We start from the raw sequence: 17,432 nt of genomic DNA on the forward strand, positions 1-17,432 counted from the left end.
CACGAGAGGGCGGCTACGCGTGCGTCGCGGCCACCCAGCGCTCCAGGACGCGCCTGGCCGCGCCCGAGTCGACCGCCTCCGCGGCCCGGTCCATCCCGGCCCGGATCTGCTCGGTCAACGGCCCGTCGCCGGGCTCCAGCGCCACCAGCGCCGCCGCCGAGTTCAGCAGCACCGCGTCCCGCACGGGGCCCGTCTCGCCGGCCAGCAGGCGGCGGGCGACGTCGGCGTTGTAGGAGGCGTCGGCGCCGCGCAGCGCCTGGACCGGCACGAGTTCGAGGCCGACGTCCCGCGGGTCGAAGGTCTCCTCGGTCACCCGGCCGTCCCGCACGACCCACACCCGGGAGGTGGCCGTCGTGGTCAGCTCGTCGAGGCCGTCGTCACCCCGGAAGACCAGGGACGAGTGGCCGCGCTCGGCGAAGACACCGGCGATGATCGGCGCCATCCGGGCGTGGGCGACCCCGATCGCCTGGGACTTCACCTTGGCGGGGTTGGTCAGCGGACCCAGGAAGTTGAACACCGTGCGGATACCCAGCTGGCCGCGCGCCGCCGCCACGTGGCGCAGCGACGGGTGGAACTTCACGGCGAAGCAGAAGGTGATGCCGGCTTCCTCGGCGACCTCCGCCACCCGCTTCGGCGTCAGCTCCAGATTGACCCCGAGCTTCTCCAGGACGTCGGAGGCCCCGGACGCCGAGGAGGCGGCCCGGTTGCCGTGCTTGACGACCTTCGCGCCCGTCCCGGCCACGACGATCGCCGACATGGTGGAGATGTTGACCGTCTTGGCGCCGTCGCCGCCGGTGCCGACGATGTCGACCGTCTCCCCCGGCACCTCGATCACGTTGGCGTGGGCGTACATGGTGCGGACCAGCCCGGAGATCTCCTCGACGGTCTCGCCCTTCGACCTGAGCGCCACCGCGAAGCCGGCGATCTGCGCGTCGGTCGCCTCGCCGCGCATGATCACGTCCAGCGCCCAGGCGGTGTCGTCCGCGGAGAGGTCCTGGCCGTCCAGCAGCCCGTTCAGCAGGGTGGGCCAGGAGCGGCCCGCCGCGGTGTCGCCTCCAGCGGGGGTCACAGCGCTCATGAGCCGCTCCTGAATCGTGTGTATGGCGGAAAGGGAGTGTGGTCCCACCCTATCCAGCCCCGGGCACGGCGAAGGGCCCCGTCCGCGGAACGGACGGAGCCCTTCGCCGTGGTGTGGCGACGCCGGAGGGTCAGTGGTGGCCGTGGCCGCTCGTGACCTCCTTGTACTCCTCGACGGTCGGCTTCGGGATCTGCGACTCCTCGCCGTAGTACCCCTTGCTGAGCTTGGCGCGGAGCCTCTCCGTGCGCTTCACCTTGCGCCGGACGCCGTTCTCGTCGACCTCGGGGCCGATCTCGGCCGGCTTGTACTGCTCGTGCGCCGTGAGCGTGTGCAGCTGCTCCTGGCTGAGCGGCTCGTGCACCTCGATGAACTCACCGTGCGGCAGGCGCTTGATGATGCCCGACTCGCGGCCGTGCAGCACCTTGTCCCTGTCCCGGCGCTGGAGGCCGAGGCAGATCCGCTTGGTGATGATGAACGCGACGACCGGGGCGACGAAGAACCCGATGCGGACGAACCAGGTGATCGCGTTGATCGACAGGTGGAAGTGCGTGGCCCACAGGTCGTTGCCGCCACCGATCAGCAGCACCATGTACCAGGTGATCCAGGCGACACCGAAGGCGGTCCGGGTCGGGGCGTTGCGCGGGCGGTCCAGGATGTGGTGCTCGCGCTTGTCGCCGGTGACCCAGGACTCGATGAACGGGTAGACCGCGATCGTCGCCAGGACCAGCGGGAAGATGATCAGCGGGATGAGCACACCCAGGACGAGCGTGTGACCCCAGAAGTTGATCTCCCAGCCCGGCATCACACGGATCAGGCCCTCGGAGAAGCCCATGTACCAGTCGGGCTGGGCGCCGGTGGAGACCATGTCCGGCCGGTAGGGGCCGATGGACCAGATCGGGTTGATCGTGGCGATGGCCGAGACGGCGGCGATCACACCGAAGACCAGGAAGAAGAAGCCTCCGGCCTTGGCCATGTAGACCGGCAGCAGCGGCATGCCGACGACGTTCTTGTTGGTCTTGCCGGGGCCCGCGAACTGCGTGTGCTTGTGGTAGAAGACCAGGATCAGGTGGCCGACCACCAGGCCGAGCATGATGCCCGGCAGCAGCAGGATGTGGATCGAGTAGAACCGGGCCACGAAGTCGTGGCCGGGGAACTCGCCGCCGAAGAGGAAGAACGAGATGTACGTGCCGACGATCGGCACGGACAGGATCGCGCCCTCCATGAAGCGGATACCGGTACCCGAGAGCAGGTCGTCCGGGAGCGAGTAACCGGTGAAGCCGGTGAACATGCCGAGGACGAACAGCAGGAAGCCGAACAGCCAGTTGATCTCACGCGGCTTGCGGAACGCGCCGGTGAAGAAGACGCGCATCATGTGCACGAACATGCCGGCGAGGAAGATCAGCGCCGCCCAGTGGTGGATCTGCCGGATGAGCAGACCACCGCGGACGTCGAAGCTGATGTCCAGCGTCGAGGCGTACGCCTCACTCATCAGCTGGCCCTGCAGCGGCACGTACGAGCCGTGGTACGTGACCTCGTTCATCGACGGGTGGAAGAACAGCGTCAGGTACACACCCGTGAGGATGATGATGATGAAGCTGTAGAGGCAGACCTCACCCAGCATGAACGACCAGTGGTCGGGGAAGATCTTGCGCATGTTGGCCTTGGCCAGGGAGTAGATCCCCAGCCGGCCGTCGGCCCAGTCGGCGACGCGCTCGCCGGCCGGTGCCTTCCCGCGAGAGCGGGGGGCTTCGTTGGCTGTAGTGCTCATCCGCGCTCCCAGAAGGCAGGACCGACGGGCTCTTCGAAGTCGCCGAGCGCTTCGAGGTAACCCTCGTCGTTCACGCCGATACGCAGCTGCGGCAGGGCGTGACCGGCGGGACCGAAGATCACCCGGGCGCCGTCGGCAAGGTCGAAGGTGGACTGGTGGCAGGGGCAGAGCGCGTGGTGCGTCTGCTGCTCGTACAGGGAGATCGGGCAACCGACGTGGGTGCAGATCTTCGAGTACGCCACGATGCCCTCGTGCGACCACTCGAGCTCGCGCTTGTCCTTGATGGCCTCCGGCTCCAGCCGGATGATCATCAGGGCCGCCTTGGCGATCTCGGTCATGAACTCCTCGTCGTGCTCCTCCAGGCCCTCGGGCATGGCGAAGGTGAGCGAGCCCACCGCGACGTCGGAGGGGCGCAGCGGCTCGTGGGTGTTCATGTTGACGAGCAGCTTGCCCTTGGACCACAGGGTGTGGCGGAGCTTGGTACCGGGCAGCGGGCCGAGGTCGCGCAGCAGGACGACACCGGAGAGCGGCACCAGCGTGAGCGCGCCCAGCATCGTGTTGCGGATCAGCTTGCGGCGCCCGATCACGGACTCCTTGGCGCCCTGCTTGAAGTCCGCGTGGACCTTGGCACGGGTCTCGGCGTCGGCCTCGATCGGGTGCCGCTCGTCGGCGACCTCCTCGTCGGACATCAGCGTGCGGGCCCAGTGGACCGCGCCGGCGCCGATCGCGAACAGCGCGACGCCGAGCGTCATGCCGAGCGCGAAGTTCAGCGCACTGATGTGACCGAGCGGGAAGATGTAGACCGACTTGTCGACCGGGATCGTCACGAACGAGGCGATGAAGCCGACGGTGGCCAGCATCGACAGCGTGAACAGCAGGGCGACCGTGCGCTCGGACCGCTTGGCGGCCCGCTCGTCGGTGTCCTGGATCCGGTGCTCGTGGGGCGGCAGACCCGGGTCGGCGAACGGGTTCTGCTCGTCCGCGGTGCGCAGCGAGCCGTGCCCGTGCGGGGCGTCCTGCTCAGCGGGCAGGTTCTCTTCTGGAATGTCTTGGCTACTCATGACTTCTTGGCCTTTGCGGTCCGAGCGGCGACCCAGACGGCGACGGCGATCAGGGCGCCCAGTCCGAACACCCAAGCGAACAGACCTTCACTCACCGGACCCAGTCCGCCGAGGTTGAGGCCACCGGGCTCCACGGTGTCGTCGCTGTTGACCGCGTCCAGGTAGGCGATGATGTCCTTCTTGTTCTGCTCCGACATCGTGCTGTCGGGGAAGGAGGGCATGTTCTGCGGGCCGGTCTGCATGGCCTCGTAGATGTGCTTGGGATCGACGTCCTCGAGGTTCGGCGCGTACTTGCCGTGCGTCAGGGCGCCGCCCTTGCCGGTGAAGTTGTGGCACTGCGCGCAGTTGTTGCGGAACAGCTCACCGCCCTTGGCGATGTCCGCGCCCTCCGGGCCGTACTTCTCCTCCGACGGGATGGCCGGACCGGCACCCAGCGAGGCGATGTAGGCGGCGAGCTGGTCGATCTCGGCCTGGGAGTAGATCACCTTCTTGCGCGGGACCTGCGCACCCGGCTGCTGGGCCGGCATACGTCCGGTGCCCACCTGGAAGTCGACGGCTGCGGCGCCCACGCCGACCAGGCTCGGACCGTCGGTGGTGCCCTGACCCCCGGTGCCGTGGCAGCTGGCACAGCCGACGGCGTAGAGCTTCTTGCCCTCGTCGATGGCGAGGGACTGGGCGGTTTCATCGGCCTGCGCCTTGTCCGCGGGTGCGAACGCGGCGTACAGCCCCCCTGTGCATGCCAGCGCGAGGAGTAGGACGACGAGCGCCGCCAGCGGGTGGCGTCGTCGTGCGGAGAGCTTTTTCACGGATTACCCCGGTGTCAGGATCTTCTGCGTCGATGCTTCTGGAATTGGGCGGGTGCGCGCCGCGACTACTTGATCATGTAGATCGTGGCGAAGAGGCCGATCCAGACGACGTCGACGAAGTGCCAGTAGTAGGACACGACGATGGCGGCGGTCGCCTGCTCGTGGGTGAACCTCCGGGCCGCGTAGGTGCGGCCGAGGACCAGCAGGAAGGCGATGAGGCCGCCCGTCACGTGCAGTCCGTGGAAGCCGGTGGTCAGGTAGAACACCGAGCCGTACGGGTCCGACGAGAGCGAGAGGCCCTCGTGCTTGACCAGCTCGGTGTACTCGAACACCTGACCGCCGATGAAGATCGCACCCATCACGAAGGTGACGATGAACCACATCCGGAGCTTCTTCACGTCACCGCGCTCGGCAGCGAACACGCCGAGCTGGCAGGTGAGGGAGGAGAGCACCAGGATCGTGGTGTTCGTCGCGGAGAACGGGAAGTTCAGCGCGTCGGCCTTCTCGGACCAGAAGTCCGGGCCGGTCACCGATCGCAGGGTGAAGTACATCGCGAAGAGGGCCGCGAAGAACATCAGCTCGGAACTCAACCAGATGATGGTTCCGACGCTGGTGAGGTTCGGTCGGTTGACCGACGGGTGCGCGTGCCCGGTTTCTACTGTCGTTGCTGTCGCCACGACCGACATTATGTCGGTCGCTTATCCCGCCCTCACCCCGGGGGGTGCCGTTCGGAGTGTCCGCACCGTCTGTACTGCCCGTATGGCCCATCGAACGGCCCGTCGAAGCCGTGTCCGAACCAGTGTTGACGAGGTGTTCAAGGGAGTAGCATCCGGCGCGACGGGCTACGACTGTTTCACTGCGTATCGGAGGAAGCATGCAGCCGACCGCCACGGTGCTGGTCTACAGCGACGACTCCAACACCCGCGAGCAGGTGCGGTTGGCGACCGGTCGCCGGCCGGCTCCGGACGTGCCCGTGGTCGAGTTCGTGGAGTGCGCCACCCCGGCCGCCGCGATCAAGGAGCTGGACAAGGGCGGGATCGACGTCTGCGTCCTGGACGGCGAGGCGGTGCCCATGGGCGGCATGGGGCTCTGCCGGCAGATCAAGGACGAGGTCTTCCAGTGCCCGCCGGTGCTGCTGCTCATCGCCCGGCCGCAGGACGCGTGGCTGGCGACGTGGAGCCGGGCGGAGGCGGCTGTGACGCTGCCTGTGGAACCGGTGGAGTTCGCGTCCGCGCTGGCCGCGCTGCTGCGTGAGAAGAGGCTGCAGGGCGTCTAGGGCGCCTCCTGGGCAGGGGGTGCGGGTGTCCGGCGGGGGCGGCGCCGTGGTGGCTCGTCGCGCGGTTCACCGCGCCCCTGTGGGTCGCTCACACCGCCGTCGGCCGTAGCCTTGCCGCCTCCTGGGTGTTCGGGGCGTTCGCGGTGCCGGCCGTCAGGGCGCTGCCCGTGCGCCACTTGGTCCAGTCCAGGTTCCAGTCGCCGAAGCCATTGCCGAAGGCTTCCATCGTCTCGCCGCCCGAGTTCACGACCTCCACCAGGTCGCCCTCCTGGACGGCGCCGAAGAACCACTCGGCGTTGGCGGTGCTCATACCGACGCAGCCGTGGCTGACGTTGGCCGTCCCCTGGGAGCCGACCGACCAGGGGGCGGCGTGCACGTACTCGCCGCTCCAGGTGACCCGGGTGGCGAAGTACACGGGCAGGTCGTACGACTCCGAGGACCCCTCGGCGATGCCGACGGTACTGCTGCGCATGCGTACGAACGGTTCCTTGCCCAGGACGACCTTGACGCCGTTGCGGGTCTCGAAGCCGGGCTTGCCGGTGGTGACGGGGATCTTCCTGACCTCCCGGCCGTCCTGGAAGACCGTGAGCGTGTGTGCGGCGGCGTCGGTGACGGCCACGACGCGGTCGTCCGTGGTGATCGTCAGGGACTTGGCGGCGCCGCCCCACATCCGGTCGCCGATCTTGATGCCGTCGAGGGTGCTGCGGACCTGGACGGTGGCGTGGGCGGGCCAGTACTCCTTGGGCCGGTAGTGGAGCTTCTTGTCGTCCACCCAGCGCCAGGCGCCCTCCACGGCCGGCGTGGAGTCCACCTTCAGGGCACGTTCCACTATGGCCCGCTGGGCCGGGTCCGCGACCGGCTGACTCAGTTCCGCGGTGATGGGCTGGCCGACGCCGTACGCGCCCGCCTCGGGCCCGAAGGAGACGTCCAGGGTCTTCTTGGAGCTGGGCAGTCCGGTCTCGAAGGTGAGGACCTTGCGGCCGGGCGCGCCGTCGCCGTCCTCGGTGCTCACCCGGACCGTGTAACGGGCGCCGGCGGCCAGCGGTGAGGTGCTGTGCCAGCGGGCTCCGTCGGCGGAGAGTTCGCCCGCGACGTAGCGGCCCGCCGCGTCCATGGCCGTGACGTCCGTGATGCGCCCGTCGGCGCCCTCGGCGACGACCTCCAGGGGTTTGTCGGGGTCGGCCTTCTTCCCGGCGTCCGTGGGGCCGTTGAAGGAGATCTGGCCGGCCGCGTCGTAGGGCGAGGCGGACAGCGGGTTGTCGTCGTCGCCGCTGCAGGCGGTGACGCCCGCGCCGAGGGCCATCACCAGCAGGGTGCAGCCGACGACCGTACGCCCCCGCGCCTGGAAGTGAACCGTGTCGCTCATGACCTCACGCTAGGGAGACACGTCAACGACGGCACGGTGGGTAATCCGGACGAGTGAGGGAGTGTAGGGCAGACGAAGGGGCCCGGACGCTCCTGACGGAGTGTCCGGGCCCCTCGGCGCTCGGCGCGTGCTACTGGGTGCGGTTCTCACCGCGGTAGTACTCGAAAACCCAGCCGAACAGGCCCACGAGAAGGATCGGTGCCGAGAAGTACATGATCCACCAGCCGACCGCCACGCCCAGGAAGGCGAGCGCTCCGCCGAACCCGAGCGCCAGCGGCTGCCAGCTGTGCGGGCTGAAGAACCCGAGCTCGCCGGCGTCGTCCGCGACGTCCGCTTCCTTGTTGTCCTGGGCACCGGCGTCGACCCGCCTGGCCGTGAAGGCCAGGTAGAAGCCGATCATGATGGACAGGCCGAAGGCCAGGAACAGGGCCGTGGTGCCGGCCGGCTCCATCGACCAGTAGCCGTAGACGATCGCGACGGCCAGGATGAAGACGCTCAGCCAGATGAAGAGCTGTCCCTGGATCTTCACTTGCCGGCCTCCTTGCCGCCGGCGAGGGTCTTCTCACCGTGACCGACGTTCTCGAGCTGGTCGATCGCCGAGACCTCCGGGTGGTGCAGGTCGAAGGCGGGGGATTCACTGCGGATCCGCGGCAGCGTGAGGAAGTTGTGCCGCGGCGGCGGGCAGGAGGTCGCCCACTCCAGCGAACGGCCGTAGCCCCACGGGTCGTCCACGTTGACCGGCTTGCCGTACTTGGCCGTCTTCCAGATGTTGTAGAAGAACGGCAGCAGCGACATGCCGAGCAGGAACGAGCTGATCGTCGAGATCGTGTTCAGGGCGGTGAAGCCGTCGGCCGCCAGGTAGTCGGCGTACCGGCGCGGCATGCCCTCGGCACCCAGCCAGTGCTGGACCAGGAAGGTGCCGTGGAAGCCGATGAACAGCGTCCAGAAGGTGATCTTGCCGAGGCGCTCGTCCAGCAGCTTGCCGGTGAACTTCGGCCACCAGAAGTGGAAGCCGGCGAACATCGCGAACACCACGGTGCCGAACACCACGTAGTGGAAGTGCGCCACCACGAAGTAGGAGTCCGAGACGTGGAAGTCCAGCGGCGGCGAGGCCAGGATGACACCGGTCAGACCACCGAAGAGGAAGGTGATCAGGAAGCCGGTGGACCACAGCATCGGTGTCTCGAAGCTGAGTGATCCCTTCCACATGGTGCCGATCCAGTTGAAGAACTTCACACCGGTCGGGACCGCGATCAGGAAGGTCATGAAGGAGAAGAACGGCAACAGCACGCCGCCCGTGACGTACATGTGGTGGGCCCACACCGTCACCGACAGACCGGCGATCGCGATCGTCGCGGCGATCAGGCCCATGTAGCCGAAGATCGGCTTGCGGGAGAAGACCGGGATGATCTCACTGACGATGCCGAAGAACGGCAGCGCGATGATGTACACCTCTGGATGCCCGAAGAACCAGAACAAGTGCTGCCACAGCAACGCTCCGCCGTTGGCCGAGTCGAAGATGTGCGCACCGAACTTGCGGTCCGCCTCCAGCGCGAACAGGGCCGCGGCCAGCACCGGGAAGGCGAGCAGGACCAGCACACCGGTCAGCAGCACGTTCCAGGTGAAGATCGGCATCCGGAACATGGTCATGCCCGGCGCGCGCATGCAGATGATCGTGGTGATGAAGTTGACCGAGCCGAGGATGGTACCGAAGCCGGAGAAGGCCAGGCCCATGATCCACAGGTCACCGCCGATACCCGGCGAGTGCACCGCGTCGGACAGCGGCGAGTAGGCGAACCAGCCGAAGTCGGCCGCGCCCTGCGGGGTCAGGAAGCCGCCCACCGCGATCGTCGAGCCGAACAGGTACAGCCAGTAGGCGAACATGTTCAGCCGCGGGAAGGCCACGTCCGGCGCGCCGATCTGCAGCGGCATGATCCAGTTCGCGAAGCCGGCGAACAGCGGCGTCGCGAACATCAGCAGCATGATCGTGCCGTGCATCGTGAACGCCTGGTTGAACTGCTCGTTCGACATGATCTGCAGACCCGGGCGGGCCAGCTCGGCGCGCATGAACAGCGCCATCACGCCGCCGATCACGAAGAACGCGAACGACGTCACCAGATACAGCGTGCCGATCGTCTTGTGGTCAGTGGTCGTCAACCACTTGATCACGACGTTGCCGGGCTGCTTGCGCCGTACCGGCAGCTCGTTCTCGTACGAGTCCTCCGCTGCCGAGGCACCCTGGGGTTCGTTGAGGATGCTCACAGGTTGTTCGTCTCCCGGTTCTTCTCGTGGCTCGTCTGCGCGATGCCCGCGGGAACGTAACCGGTCTGCCCCTTCTTCACGAGGTCCTGGAGGTGCTGCTCGTAGCGCTCCGGGGAGACGACCTTCACGTTGAACAGCATCCGGGAGTGGTCGACGCCGCACAGCTCGGCGCACTTGCCGAGGAAGGTGCCCTCCTTGTTGGGGGTCACCTCGAAGGCATTGGTGTGGCCCGGAATGACGTCCTGCTTCATGAGGAACGGCACCACCCAGAAGGAGTGGATGACGTCACGCGAGGTCAGGACGAAGCGGACCGTCTTGCCCTTGGGGAGCCAGAGGGTCGGGCCGGGGTTGCCGGTCTGCGGGTTCTCCGTGCCCGGAACGCCGCAGTCGTAGGTGCCGCCGGCGTTCGCCGGGAAGTCCTCCTTGAACCGGTCCGGAATCGCGGCCAGTTCCTTGGAGGTCTTGGCGTCGCCGGAGGAACCGTCGACGTTCTCGACGTAGTTGAAGCACCAGCTCCACTGGAAGCCGACCACGTTGACCGTGACGTCGGGCTTCTTCTTGAGGCTCATGAGCTCGGACTCGTCACGGGCGGTGAAGTAGAACAACACCGAGACGATGACGAGCGGAACGATGGTGTACAGCGCCTCGATGGGCAGGTTGTACCTGTTCTGCGGAGGAACCTCGACCTTGGTGCGGGTGCGCCGGTGGAAGAAGCAACTCCACAGGATCAGGCCCCACACCAGCACGCCGGTGGCCAGCGCGGCTGCCCAGGAACCCTGCCACAGGGAGAGGATCCGCGGAGCCTCTTCCGTGGTTGGGGTGGGCATGCCGAGGCGGGGGAAGTCCTCGTATGTGCAACCGGTGGCGGTCGCCAGGACCAGGCCCGCGGTCAGTGCCTGCAGCAGCTTCCGCCGCATCGGGCGCCGCGGCGAGCGGTCGGAGCCGTTGGGACTCACGTAGCGCCTTCCCGAGAGTCTCGCCCGCGCTGTTCGGCTGCGGCCTTCTCGCTGGTCGGTCGCCGCCCTGCGTCGGGCAGGGGTTTGATGTTTATGCGGACCAAACCCTAGCCGACGCTCTCCGAGGGGTCGCGGGGAGGGTGGCATACGCGCCGGGGGGCACCCTGAAAGGGTGGGACGGAGGCGCCTACGGGGGTGCGAGCTGGGGGTTCGTCGGCGGCTGACGGTGCGTCGGGGCCGGTCGCGCCCGCGCGGCGGAGCCGCAGATCGAGCACAGCCCCCGCGCCCCTGGTCGGCGCCGCCCGGCCGGACGTCATAGCGTGGCCGTGTGGCTTACCTCGACGCCGCTTCCGCGGTTCCCCTTCACCCCGTGGCCCGCCAGGCCCTTCAGGCCTCCCTCGACGAAGGGTGGGCCGATCCCGCTCGGCTGTACCGGGAAGGGCGGCGGGCCCGGATGCTGCTCGACGCCGCCCGGGAGGCGGCCGCCGAGGCCGTGGGGTGCCGGGCGGACGAGTTGGTGTTCACCCCTTCGGGGACGCGGGCGGTGCATTCGGGGGTCGCCGGGGCGCTGGCCGGGCGGCGTCGCGCCGGAAGTCACCTGATCGTGTCGGCGGTCGAACACTCCTCCGTGCTCCATGCGGCCGAGGTGCACGAGGCCGGCGGCGGGTCGGTCGCCCGGGTCGCCGTGGACCGGACGGGGGCGGTGGACCCGGCGGCGTACGCGGCGGCCCTGCGCGGCGACACCGCGCTGGCCTGCCTCCAGTCGGCCAACCACGAGGTGGGCACCGAGCAGCCGGTGGCGGAGGTCGCCGAGGCCTGCCGGGCGGCGGGCGTGCCGCTGCTGGTGGACGCGGCGCAGTCGCTGGGGTGGGGGAAGGTGCCGGGCGACTGGTCCCTGCTCGCGGCCAGTGCCCACAAGTGGGGCGGGCCTTCGGGGGTGGGACTGCTCGTCGTGCGCAAGGGCGTGCGGTTCGCGCCGCAAGGCCCCGGGGACGAGCGGGAGTCGGGCCGGGCGCCCGGTTTCGAGAACCTCCCGGCGATCGTGGCCGCGGCGGCGTCGCTGCGGGCGGTGCGGGCCGAGGCGGTCGCGGAGGCGGCCCGGCTGCGGGAGCTGACGGAGCGGATCCGGGCGCGGGTGGCGGCTCTGGTGCCGGACGTGGAGGTGGTCGGCGATCCGGTGCGCAGGCTGCCCGGCACCGTCACCTTCTCGTGTCTCTATGTCGACGGGGAGACTTTGCTGCACGAGTTGGACCGTGCCGGTTTCTCGGTCTCCTCCGGATCGTCCTGCACGAGCAGCACCCTGATGCCGAGCCACGTCCTGAAGGCGATGGGAGTGCTCAGCGAGGGCAACGTCCGGGTGTCGCTGCCGCCGGGGACGCCGGCCGAGGACGTCGAGCGGTTCCTGGAGGTGCTGCCGGGCACGGTGGCCGCGGTGCGGGAGAAGCTGGGAGCGCCGGCCGCCGCGCAGGCCGCCCCCGAGAGCGGGGACGACCTCGTCGTGGACGCGATCGGCCGGCGCTGCCCCATCCCGGTCATCGAGCTGGCCAAGGTCATCGGCGACGTGCCCGTCGGGGGCACGGTCCGCGTCCTCTCCGACGACGAGGCGGCCCGCCTGGACATCCCGGCGTGGTGCGAGATGCGGGGGCAGGAGTACCGGGGGGAAGAGCCGGCGGATCAGGGCACGGCTTACCTGGTACGCCGAACCAGGTGACCCGACAGGGGCGCGGGGCTGTACCGACATACGGCTCCGCCGCGTGGCGATATGCGGCTCCGCCGCGTGGGCGCGAGCAGCCCCCACGCACCCGCACACGACCACGCGCCCCGGCCAGGCAGACGAGTGGTCGCGAACCACGTCCTCAGCTCAGGCGCGCCTGAACCTCGACCGCGGCCTCATCTCCGTACGCCTTGGTGAACCGCTCCATGAAGTGCGCCCTGCGCAGCTGGTACTCCTGCGTCCCCACCGTCTCGATGACGAGGGTCGCCAGCATGCAGCCCACCTGCGCCGCCCGCTCCAACGACACTCCCCAGGCCAGTCCCGACAGGAACCCCGCGCGGAAGGCGTCGCCGACGCCGGTCGGGTCGGCCTTGCGCTCCTCGTCCGGGACGCCGACCTCGATGGTCGGCTCGCCGGCCCGCTCGATGCGGACGCCCCGCGCGCCGAGGGTGGTGACGCGGTGGCCGACGCGGCCGAGGATCTCCTCGTCGGTCCAGCCGGTCTTGGTCTCGATGAGCCCCTTCTCGTACTCGTTGGAGAAGAGGTAGGTCGCCCCGTCCAGCAGTATCCGGATCTCGTCGCCGTTCATCCGGGCGATCTGCTGGGAGAAGTCGGCGGCGAAGGGGATGGACCGCGTGCGGCACTCCTCGGTGTGCCGGAGCATCGCCTCCGGGTCGTCGGCGCCGATGGAGACCAGGTCGAGGCCGCCGACCCGGTCGGCGACGGTCTTGAGCTCGATGAGGCGGGCCTCGCTCATCGCGCCCGTGTAGAAGGAGCCGATCTGGTTGTGGTCGGCGTCGGTGGTGCAGACGAAGCGGGCGGTGTGCAGGGTCTCGGAGATGCGCACCGAGCCGGTGTCGACGCCGTGCCGGTCCAGCCAGGCCCGGTACTCGTCGAAGTCCGAGCCGGCCGCGCCGACCAGGATCGGCCGGGTGCCGAGCTGGCCCATGCCGAAGGCGATGTTCGCGGCGACGCCGCCCCGGCGTACGTCGAGCTGGTCGACCAGGAAGGAGAGCGAGACCGTGTGCAGCTGGTCCGCGACGAGCTGGTCGGAGAAGCGGCCGGGGAAGGTCATGAGGTGGTCGGTGGCGATGGAGCCGGTGACTGCGATGCGCACGGCGTGGACTCTCTCCTGAGGGGGAGGCGGGTTGACAGTTCACGCTACCCGGGAGTGCCCCTGCTCCGAAGCAGGCAAAACTACCCGGTAGTACAACTTTCTTCGCGGTCTGGGACGTGCCTACGGTTCTGTTATGACGAACCTGAGGACCGCCGACCCCGCCCCGGCCGACCTGGACGGCGACCTGGCGTCGCTGCGCGGCGACTGCGCCCGGATGACCCCGCGCTGGGAGGCACCGGTGAAGGTCTCCACCCGCCCCGTCCCCGTCTCCCTCATCCACGGCGTGCGGGTGCCCCGGACGTCGGCCCGATTGCTGGACGCGATGTCGGACTACGGCGACTGAGGGTCGTCCGGCGACTCGAACCGTCCGGCGGCTCCGAGGCCGTTCGGGCGGCTCCGAGGCCGTTCGGGCGACGCGTGACGTCGCCGGGAACCGGATCCTCCCCCACCGCGTCCCATCGCTGTCCCCAGTAACAGCCGAAGGAGCGATGCGGTGAACACCGAGCGACCCGACAACGACGCCGACGCCGCCGACGAGGCCGGCACCGGGCGTCCCGCGCGGCGGCGTCCCCGGGCGGTCGCCGTCGCCTCCGTCGCCGCCGCCGTGCTGTTGGTCGGGACCGGCGGGGCCTATCTGGCCACGTCGGCCTCCGATGGCGGCCCGGACGGCGGTACGGCCTCCGGGGCGTCCGGCGACGACACTCCCCCGCCGCTCCCCCTGGACGACCACGGGGCGCCTGCCCAGAGCGGCACGAACGGCATCGCACCCGGCGAACCCAACCCGTACGGCGTCACCTACCGCGCCGACGGCTCGCTTCCCGAGGGGCCCGGATCGGCGCCCGTGTACCGGGCGCGGGGCGAGGTCACCGAGGCGGAGGTGGCCCGGCTGGCCGAGGCGCTCGGGGTCGACGGCACGCCGCGCGTGCGGGGCGAGGCGTGGAAGGTCGGCAACGCCAAGGACGGTTCGGGGCCGTTGCTGACGGTGCACACTCAGGCCCCGGGCACCTGGACGTTCCACCGCTACACGCCCGGTACCGACGACTGCGAGAAGGGTACCGTGTGCAAGGGCCCGTCCGCCGACGGGGACCCGGTGAGCGAGGCGGCCGCGAAGAAGGCGGCGGCGCCGGTGCTGAAGGCACTGGGCCAGGACGACGCCAAGCTGGACGCGGGCCAGGTCATGGGCGCCCGGCGGGCCGTGAACGCCGATCCCGAGGTCGGCGGGCTGCCCACGTACGGCTGGACGACCGGTGTGGTCGTGGGCGCGCGGGGCGAGGTGGTCGGCGGCAGCGGCCAGGTGAAGGCGCCGGTCGAGGGGGACACGTATCCCGTCCTGGGCGCCGAGGAGACACTGGCGCTGCTGAACGCGCCGGGCGGCACCTCCGGCGCCGGCATCGGCGGCTGCGCGAGTCCCGTACCGCACCGGGACCGCACGGACTCGCCCTGCGAGCCGCCGACGGGCGCCCCCGGGAAGCCGGTGAAACCCGAGAAGCCCCAGAAGCCCGAGAAGCAGACGATCACGGTCGAGGACGCGGTGTTCGGGCTGGCCGCGCATCCGGTGCGGGGGCGGCAGACGCTGGTGCCGTCCTGGCTGTTCGAGGTGCGGGCGCCGGGCACGCCGGACGCCTTCACGGTGACGTATCCGGCGGTCGACCCGGAGTACCTCACGACCGCGGCCCCCGCCTCGCCGTCACCGGCCCCGTCCGACGAGCCGGCCTCGGCGCCGGGTGAGCCCCGGGACGTCGAGGTGAGCGGCTACACGGCCGCGGGCGGGGAGCTGACCGTGCACTTCACGGGCGGGGTGTGCTCCGACTACGAGGCGAAGGCGAAGGAGAGCGCGGACAAGGTGACCGTCACGGTGACCGAGACCCCGCATCCGGAGAAGGTCTGCATCCTGATCGCCAAGGAGTACGAGCGGACGGTGCCGCTCGACGAGCCGCTCGGCGACCGGACGGTCGTGGGCTCGGACGGCGAGGAGATCCCGCTGCACAAGCCGGGTGCGCGGCTGCCCCAGCCGTCCGGGGGCCGGTGACGGAGATCCCGTAGGCGGGAAGGCGAGAGGGCGGCGGCCCGGGTCAATCCCGGGCCGCCGCCCTCTCGTACGACTGTGGCGTGTCCGCCGCGTGGCTGGGGCGGGCCCTAGCTGAAGGAGTCACCGCAGGCGCAGGAGCCCGTCGCGTTCGGGTTGTCGATCGTGAAGCCCTGCTTCTCGATCGTGTCCACGAAGTCGATGGTGGCACCGCCCAGGTACGGGGCGCTCATGCGGTCGGTGGTGACCTTGACGCCGTCGAAGTCCTTCACCACGTCGCCGTCGAGCGAGCGCTCGTCGAAGAAGAGCTGGTAGCGCAGGCCGGAGCAGCCGCCGGGCTGGACGGCGACGCGCAGCGCCAAGTCCTCACGGCCTTCCTGGTCGAGCAGGGCCTTGACCTTGGCCGCGGCGGCGTCGGTCAGGATGATGCCGTCGGTGACGGTGGTGGTCTCGTCCGATACGGACATCTACATCTCTCCAAGGTTGTACGGAGACTGCTTGCCGACGGTTCCAACCGGCGGGGCCGCGGATTCATTCCGGGACGGACCCGTGTCTTGCTCCTCGACCTTCCCTTCATGCTCGCACACGCCCCGGAGAGCGAACAGCGGCTGTGGACGACGGCTCGGGCACCGGGATTCACGTCACACCGACACAATGGCCGTCGTCAAACTGACGTGAACCGGATATGATAGATAGCGTCAGTTCGACGAAAAGAAGAAAGGGTGCGTGTCGTGACCACCGCCCAGACCCAGGCGCTCGACGTACAGCCGTCGCCCCTCGCCCTGCTGCTGCTCGGCCGCGAGGCCGACCCGAGGAGCGAGCGCGGTGTGGAGTGCCCCGGCGACCTGCCCTCGCCCTCCGATCCGGACCTGGTCGCGCGCGCCCGCGCGGCCAAGGAGAAGCTCGGGGACAAGGTCTTCGTGCTCGGTCACCACTACCAGCGTGACGAGGTCATCCAGTTCGCCGACGTCACGGGGGACTCCTTCAAGCTGGCCCGGGACGCGGCCGCGCGCCCGGAGGCCGAGTACATCGTCTTCTGCGGTGTGCACTTCATGGCGGAGTCGGCCGACATCCTGACCTCCGACGACCAGAAGGTGGTCCTGCCCGACCTGGCCGCCGGCTGCTCCATGGCGGACATGGCGACGGCCGAGCAGGTCGCCGAGTGCTGGGACGTGCTGACCGAGGCCGGCATCGCCGAGCAGGTCGTGCCCGTCTCGTACATGAACTCCTCCGCGGACATCAAGGCGTTCACGGGCAAGCACGGCGGCACCATCTGCACGTCGTCCAACGCCGAGCGGGCCCTGGACTGGGCCTTCGAGCAGGGCGAGAAGGTGCTGTTCCTGCCCGACCAGCACCTGGGCCGCAACACCGCCGTGCGGGACATGGGCATGTCCCTGGAGGACTGCGTCCTCTACAACCCGCACAAGCCGAACGGCGGGCTGACCACCGAGGAGCTGCGCGCCGCGAAGATGATCCTGTGGCGGGGTCACTGCTCGGTACACGGCCGTTTCAGCCTCGACTCGGTGAACGACGTGCGGGAGCGCATACCGGGCGTCAACGTCCTGGTGCACCCCGAGTGCCGGCACGAGGTCGTGGCCGCGGCGGACTACGTCGGTTCGACCGAGTACATCATCAAGGCCCTGGAGGCGGCCCCGGCCGGTTCCAAGTGGGCCATCGGCACCGAGCTGAACCTGGTCCGGCGGCTGGCGAACCGTTTCGCCGCCGAGGACAAGGAGATCGTCTTCCTCGACAAGACGGTCTGCTTCTGCTCGACCATGAACCGCATCGACCTGCCGCACCTGGTCTGGGCACTGGAATCGCTCGCCGAAGGCACCCTCGTCAACCGCATCGAGGTCGACAAGGAGACGGAGGCGTTCGCGAAGCTGGCGCTGGAGCGGATGCTCGCCCTGCCGTAGGGGGCGTTTCCCACCCACTCGCCCGTACCGCCGCTCACGGCTGGGGCCCTGCCCGACCACCTTCGGTGTCGGGCAGGGCCCCAGCC

General features: G+C 69.4%; 16 protein-coding genes. 5 read left to right on the plus strand and 11 right to left on the minus strand.

The genetic code is table 11. The annotated features are described in order from the left end of the window. Window positions 1–13: 13 nt before the first annotated feature. From trpD to ACIQ6R_RS09950, 5 genes are all read right to left on the minus strand, one after another. The gene (gene trpD / locus ACIQ6R_RS09930; protein WP_404220041.1) at window positions 14–1,078 is read right to left on the minus strand and encodes an anthranilate phosphoribosyltransferase; all 1,065 of its coding nucleotides are present in this window, start codon (window positions 1,076–1,078) and stop codon (window positions 14–16) included. 130 nt (window positions 1,079–1,208) lie between these two features. After that, window positions 1,209–2,846 carry a cytochrome bc complex cytochrome b subunit gene (locus ACIQ6R_RS09935; protein WP_404220043.1) on the minus strand — a complete coding sequence of 546 codons (1,638 nt, stop codon included), beginning with the start codon at window positions 2,844–2,846 and terminating at the stop codon, window positions 1,209–1,211. Then, window positions 2,843–3,907, minus strand: a complete 1,065-nt coding sequence (locus ACIQ6R_RS09940) for a Rieske 2Fe-2S domain-containing protein (RefSeq protein ID WP_404220045.1) — start codon at window positions 3,905–3,907, stop codon at window positions 2,843–2,845. Before ACIQ6R_RS09940 ends, ACIQ6R_RS09935 begins: the two co-directional genes overlap by 4 nt. After that, window positions 3,904–4,713 (minus strand): c-type cytochrome, encoded by an 810-nt coding sequence (locus ACIQ6R_RS09945; protein WP_404220047.1) that lies wholly within the window; start codon window positions 4,711–4,713, stop codon window positions 3,904–3,906. The genes ACIQ6R_RS09940 and ACIQ6R_RS09945 overlap by 4 nt, the downstream gene beginning before the upstream one ends. Window positions 4,714–4,778: 65 nt before the next feature. Next, a complete protein-coding gene (locus ACIQ6R_RS09950; RefSeq protein WP_029393865.1) occupies window positions 4,779–5,399 on the minus strand; it encodes a heme-copper oxidase subunit III in 621 nt (206 codons plus the stop codon). Window positions 5,400–5,587: 188 nt separating this feature from the next. Between ACIQ6R_RS09950 and ACIQ6R_RS09955 the strand changes: the two genes are divergently transcribed. Further along, window positions 5,588–5,989: a hypothetical protein gene (locus ACIQ6R_RS09955; protein WP_404174448.1), complete on the plus strand. Its 402-nt coding sequence runs from the start codon at window positions 5,588–5,590 to the stop codon at window positions 5,987–5,989. Window positions 5,990–6,077: 88 nt separating this feature from the next. Here the strand turns inward: ACIQ6R_RS09955 and ACIQ6R_RS09960 are convergent, their stop codons facing one another. From ACIQ6R_RS09960 to coxB, 4 genes are all read right to left on the minus strand, one after another. Further along, window positions 6,078–7,355 carry an Ig-like domain-containing protein gene (locus ACIQ6R_RS09960; protein WP_404220049.1) on the minus strand — a complete coding sequence of 426 codons (1,278 nt, stop codon included), beginning with the start codon at window positions 7,353–7,355 and terminating at the stop codon, window positions 6,078–6,080. Between the two features lie 130 nt (window positions 7,356–7,485). Beyond that, entirely contained in the window at window positions 7,486–7,884 is a 399-nt protein-coding gene (locus tag ACIQ6R_RS09965; protein WP_404174454.1) for a cytochrome c oxidase subunit 4, read from the minus strand. After that, window positions 7,881–9,617 (minus strand): cytochrome c oxidase subunit I, encoded by a 1,737-nt coding sequence (gene ctaD, locus ACIQ6R_RS09970; RefSeq protein ID WP_310873746.1) that lies wholly within the window; start codon window positions 9,615–9,617, stop codon window positions 7,881–7,883. Before ctaD ends, ACIQ6R_RS09965 begins: the two co-directional genes overlap by 4 nt. Beyond that, window positions 9,614–10,573: a cytochrome c oxidase subunit II gene (gene coxB, locus ACIQ6R_RS09975; protein WP_404174457.1), complete on the minus strand. Its 960-nt coding sequence runs from the start codon at window positions 10,571–10,573 to the stop codon at window positions 9,614–9,616. Before coxB ends, ctaD begins: the two co-directional genes overlap by 4 nt. 328 nt (window positions 10,574–10,901) lie before the next feature. Between coxB and ACIQ6R_RS09980 the strand changes: the two genes are divergently transcribed. After that, a complete protein-coding gene (locus tag ACIQ6R_RS09980; RefSeq protein ID WP_404220051.1) occupies window positions 10,902–12,284 on the plus strand; it encodes a cysteine desulfurase/sulfurtransferase TusA family protein in 1,383 nt (460 codons plus the stop codon). Between the two features lie 145 nt (window positions 12,285–12,429). Here the strand turns inward: ACIQ6R_RS09980 and ACIQ6R_RS09985 are convergent, their stop codons facing one another. Then, window positions 12,430–13,404, minus strand: a complete 975-nt coding sequence (locus ACIQ6R_RS09985; protein ID WP_404174463.1) for a carbohydrate kinase family protein — start codon at window positions 13,402–13,404, stop codon at window positions 12,430–12,432. Between the two features lie 133 nt (window positions 13,405–13,537). On the opposite strand from ACIQ6R_RS09985, the gene ACIQ6R_RS09990 reads away from it, so the two are divergent. Continuing rightward, the gene (locus ACIQ6R_RS09990; protein ID WP_404174466.1) at window positions 13,538–13,747 is read left to right on the plus strand and encodes a hypothetical protein; all 210 of its coding nucleotides are present in this window, start codon (window positions 13,538–13,540) and stop codon (window positions 13,745–13,747) included. A gap of 150 nt (window positions 13,748–13,897) precedes the next feature. Continuing rightward, window positions 13,898–15,433 carry a hypothetical protein gene (locus ACIQ6R_RS09995; RefSeq protein WP_404220053.1) on the plus strand — a complete coding sequence of 512 codons (1,536 nt, stop codon included), beginning with the start codon at window positions 13,898–13,900 and terminating at the stop codon, window positions 15,431–15,433. Window positions 15,434–15,540: 107 nt separating this feature from the next. Here the strand turns inward: ACIQ6R_RS09995 and ACIQ6R_RS10000 are convergent, their stop codons facing one another. Next, window positions 15,541–15,897 carry an iron-sulfur cluster assembly accessory protein gene (locus ACIQ6R_RS10000; RefSeq protein WP_053129615.1) on the minus strand — a complete coding sequence of 119 codons (357 nt, stop codon included), beginning with the start codon at window positions 15,895–15,897 and terminating at the stop codon, window positions 15,541–15,543. Window positions 15,898–16,161: 264 nt separating this feature from the next. On the opposite strand from ACIQ6R_RS10000, the gene nadA reads away from it, so the two are divergent. Continuing rightward, window positions 16,162–17,346, plus strand: coding sequence for a quinolinate synthase NadA (gene nadA, locus ACIQ6R_RS10005; RefSeq protein WP_404174472.1), 1,185 nt, complete (start codon window positions 16,162–16,164; stop codon window positions 17,344–17,346). Window positions 17,347–17,432 lie beyond the last annotated feature (86 nt).

It is taken from the genome of Streptomyces sp. NPDC096048 (assembly GCF_044763415.1).
GTDB lineage: Bacteria > Actinomycetota > Actinomycetes > Streptomycetales > Streptomycetaceae > Streptomyces.